The sequence below is a fragment of the Bacillus sp. AF62 genome, assembly GCF_050312695.1.
Taxonomy (GTDB): domain Bacteria; phylum Bacillota; class Bacilli; order Bacillales; family Bacillaceae_G; genus Bacillus_A; species Bacillus_A cereus.
Window position 1 is genome coordinate 1 of sequence record NZ_JBNPJZ010000027.1, and the last position, 1,176, is coordinate 1,176.

A 1,176-nucleotide genomic window follows, 5' to 3' on the forward strand; every position below is an offset into this window, starting at 1 on the left:
TAGGATTCTCCTTCCAGACGGCGTTTCACAATCTCCGGAAGTTTATTCGGCACCCCCTCAAAGTTCGGTGCTAAACCGCTAATGATAAACGCATCGATAACCTCACGGTCCACTTGTTCTTTTTCTTCACGAGTTGGAATCTGTTCTTTTGGCATATCTAGGTCTGCTTCTATTTGCTCAAATGTTGATTTTGCTTCTTGTACGATGCCTTTTTCATTCACTTCGTACTGGATAACTGGCTCATTTGTTTTCGCATTCATCGTGACATTGAAATTAACTTGCATAGACTCTAGCGAAACAAACACTTTCGCATCAATCATTTCAGACAAAGAATCCAATTTCCCTTGCAATGAGGAATCTGTTACTTCTAACACAATCTCTTTCTTCCCATCAGGTTTTAAGTTCACTTTCTTTAACACTGGTTTGAATTCGATATATGACATTACAATCCGCTCCCTTTATGCTGTTTTTTCGCTTTCTTCTCCGCTCGTTGCAACTTGTTGTACTCATCCAATGGGATAAACCCACCGTATTTTTTCACATACTTCAGCAAAATCAGCTGTAAGTGGGGATATGTATACTCAAACAGCTTTCGCTTCACGTTAAACGTTTCGGTAATCATGCCTTTTATGTCTATGACCTCTACCTCGCCATTTGGCAAGTACACCAAGAAGTCCGCTATGTATGTAATGGCTTGAAAGCTTTTATCCTGTTTCTTGAACGCGGGTTGTAACTTAAAGATAGGCTGTCGTTCAAAACCTTGTACTTCGCCTCTTGCATAACGAATTTTCAAGCTCTCGTAATAATGTGCTTCCGCTTGTGAATCGAACACGTAATCATCGAGATGTACTTTTTTGTTGTTATATTTGCTCAATTTCGCTCACCCCAAATATCTGTCATCCACTCGTTCCATCCAACTATTCCATTCCTCATCTGTCATCACACGCCTGTTCTTCTTGCCCATATACGCTGCCACATGCTCCTTCATCGCCACTCGAAATCGATCTTGAAAATAATAATCTAGTTTTGCGACATCATCCGTAAACTTCACAACTTGTTTATCTAGCACGAGCAATTCAATCAGTGCAACAATCCCTACCAGTCCATGTGCTGTTGCGTACTCTAACAATTCACTGACCTTCATGCCCTCACTCCACAAATTCATTCGTCCGCTTC

General features: G+C 41.0%; 2 protein-coding genes and 1 pseudogene. All 3 read right to left on the bottom strand.

Annotated elements, in window-relative coordinates:
* Window positions 1-443 (bottom strand): annotated as a pseudogene (locus ACQRBL_RS03600) (2-methylcitrate dehydratase); the annotation flags it as partial.
* Entirely contained in the window at window positions 443-874 is a 432-nt protein-coding gene (locus ACQRBL_RS03605) for a DUF1064 domain-containing protein (RefSeq protein WP_023523315.1), read from the bottom strand. The pseudogene ACQRBL_RS03600 and the gene ACQRBL_RS03605, both read right to left, overlap by 1 nt.
* 6 nt (window positions 875-880) lie before the next feature.
* The coding region (locus ACQRBL_RS03610) for a hypothetical protein (protein WP_411996839.1) at window positions 881-1,176 on the bottom strand (296 nt) is incomplete at its 5' end.